General features: G+C 63.7%; 3 protein-coding genes, 1 tRNA gene and 1 riboswitch. Of the genes, 1 reads left to right on the top strand and 3 read right to left on the bottom strand.

What is annotated here, in order from left to right:
- Positions 1-52 precede the first annotated feature (52 nt).
- The 3 genes from thiT to Q0176_RS09830 form a co-directional block, all read right to left on the bottom strand.
- Positions 53-583 (bottom strand): energy-coupled thiamine transporter ThiT, encoded by a 531-nt coding sequence (gene thiT, locus Q0176_RS09840; protein WP_299302261.1) that lies wholly within the window; start codon positions 581-583, stop codon positions 53-55.
- Positions 584-669: 86 nt separating this feature from the next.
- Positions 670-773, bottom strand: a riboswitch (TPP riboswitch).
- 53 nt (positions 774-826) lie between these two features.
- Positions 827-1,654 carry an alpha/beta hydrolase gene (locus tag Q0176_RS09835; protein WP_299302258.1) on the bottom strand — a complete coding sequence of 276 codons (828 nt, stop codon included), beginning with the start codon at positions 1,652-1,654 and terminating at the stop codon, positions 827-829.
- 74 nt (positions 1,655-1,728) lie between these two features.
- The gene (locus Q0176_RS09830) at positions 1,729-2,148 is read right to left on the bottom strand and encodes an acyl-CoA thioesterase (protein WP_299302255.1); all 420 of its coding nucleotides are present in this window, start codon (positions 2,146-2,148) and stop codon (positions 1,729-1,731) included.
- 146 nt (positions 2,149-2,294) lie between these two features.
- Here Q0176_RS09830 and Q0176_RS09825 point away from each other — a divergent pair.
- Positions 2,295-2,382, top strand: a tRNA-Ser gene (locus Q0176_RS09825).
- The last annotated feature ends 224 nt before the right edge of the window (positions 2,383-2,606 follow it).

Genomic DNA, 2,606 nt, shown 5'->3' with positions numbered 1-2,606 from the left:
AGGGCCGGACGAGTCGCCCGGCCCTCGAAAGCGAACGGCGGAGCGGTCTCCGTCACCGTTTACCCGCAGGGTAGACCTCCTCCAGCTTTCGCAGCAAAAGCCAGGTCACGACCCCGGAGATAATGATTTTTGGCGCGAGGAACGAGCCGTTGTAGACGGCGGAGTAGACCCAGGGGTTCGTCCCCTCGGGGGCATAGCTGGCGAAGAAGATGACGCCTGAGAGGACATGGCAGGAGAACTGCACGAGCGCCGCCAGGGCCAGGCTCACCAGCCTCTGCCGCGGCAGCAGCGCCGCCAGCCCCATGGCGCCGTAGGCCGCGGGGTAGTCCAGGATCGCCTGGACGGGATGCACGACATACCCGCCCAGCAGCAGGTTCATCACGCCCGCGAGCACCCCCGCGCCACAGCCCCAACACAGCCCCCTCCGCCAGGCGAACAGGATCAGCGGGACCAATTCCAGGTTGACGGAGCCCCCCTGAGGCATACGGAACAGCCGGATGTAGGACAACACGATGGAGAGGGCGATGCACAGGGCACCCTCCACCAAAACCACGGTACGCGACGAACGAACTTGCTCCGACATGACGAAACGACCTCCCAGACGATAAAAAGATGACGGCGACATCCGGGAGAGGAATTGGGCGGGAACGGGAATCCGAAAGGAACGATGGATGAGAACGAACATCTTCCTACGCCGGCATTATCCGGTTCAGGTTCCAGGGTCGAGGCCGGATTCGGCCCCCTCTCAGCGACAAGCTCCCCCGATGTGCGCTCTATGGTGACATTCAAGGCGGCGTTTGTCAAGGGGCCCGACGCCTTGCGCGCGTCAGCGCCGGATCGGGCCGAAATGCTCCGTCAGGAATCGATCGAGGGCCGGAACGTAGATCTCCCGGGACTGCAGGAAGCCTCCGTTGTGGCTGCCATGGATTTCCACGAATGCCTTCCCTCCGGCCACGGCCTCGTAAAGCCGCCTTCCCTCGCGAAAGGGGACGATGCCGTCGTCCGGGCTGTGAATGCACAGGGTGGGGACGGTCAGGCGTTCGGCCGCCTCCCGGGAGTTCCAGATGTCCCCGACCGCCGCCCGCAGGAGCGGGGCCATAAAGTCCAGGTGCAGGACTCCGAACGGTGAGGCGAAGGTGGATTCCAGGATGAGCGCGCGGGGCCTGACGCTGCGCGTGAGTTCCAGAGCGACGGCGCCGCCGAGCGAGCGGCCGAAGAGCACGATGTCGCCGGAGGCCGCACCCCTGTCCTGCAGCCAGTTCCACGCCGCGCGCGCGTCCCGGGCGACGCCCTCCGGGCTTGGCGATCCCTCGCTCTGTCCGTAGCCCCGATAGTCGAAGACGAAGGAGGACAGGCCTAGGTCGTGAAAGATGCGGAGGGATTCCACGCGCCAGGAGAGATTTCCTCCGTTGCCGTGGCAGAAGAGCAGCGTCGCCCGGGCGTTCTCGGCCGGGACGTACCAGGCATGCAGACGGACGCCGTCGTCCGCGGTCAGGGTGACGTCCTCGTAGCGGAGCCCCGCATCCGCAGGCGTCGCGGTGATCTCCCTCGTGGGGTGGAAGGCCAGAGACGGCAGCAGGAAACGTGCTGCGGCCATGAGAACGACGAGCATTCCCAGCAGCAAAAAGAATGTATGCAGCAGGAATCTGGGCATGGTCCGCACCTCCCTCTATCGCCCGTCGGGCATCCGGCTGCGACGGGATGCCCTCCCCTCGGAGCGAACGGCGATCACGGCGCCAGATGCGCGCGCATCCAGTCCGCCAGAGGGTTGCCCCTGCGCAGCAGCCTGCCGTCTTTGGAGACGAAGGCGTGGCGCGTCCAGCCCTCTGCCGCCAGCTTCCCGTCGGCGGCGCGGAACACGCGGCACCGGAACGTGACGCTGACGTTCGTGACCTCGGAGATGCGGGTCTCGATCTCGATCTCGTCGTCGTAGAACAGGGACGACTTGTAGCGGCAGCCGGCCTCGACCACGGGCAGGAGGATGCCCTCCGCCTCCCAGTCCCGATACGTCCTTCCATACGAACGGCAGAGCTCCGTCCGTCCCATCTCGAACCAGTCCAGGTAGCGGCCGTAATAGGCCACGCCCATCTGATCCGTCTCGCCGTAGCGCACACGCGTTCTGCACACGAACCCCTGCGGTGAATCCACGCTGCCGACCTCCTCGTCCGACGTTCATTGCACTTCCTCGTCATTGTAGAGGGTCGGAGGGAGGGCTTCAAGGGCATGACGGCGGAGACGTTCGGCCGGGCCGGAAGCGGCGGAAAAGCGGAGGGTGTATAATCTCAAGGACATGCGGAGGACTGGCCGAGCGGTCGAAGGCGGCTGACTTGAAATCAGTTGGGGTGCAAGCCCCCAGGGGTTCGAATCCTCTGTCCTCCGCCAGTCGTTAAAACCGATGATTCCCGATTCTCTCAGAAACCCCGCTCAACAAGCGGGATTTTTTATTTCCTGCCCCCACAATCCCCCCTATTGTTTCAGATGAAACTAGGTGTACAGTCCCATGTTGAAGTGGTTTGGATTGAAGTCTCAACTTTCGCATTAAAGAAGGGCAGTAGAAAAGGAGCTTGCATCTTGCAAACAGGATAACGAGCCAGAAACAAGAAGCG

This window comes from uncultured Fretibacterium sp. (assembly GCF_938040765.1).
Taxonomy (GTDB): Bacteria; Synergistota; Synergistia; order Synergistales; family Aminobacteriaceae; genus CAJPSE01.
Note: the sequence above shows the minus strand (reverse complement) of the source record. Positions and strands in the feature narration are given on the sequence as shown.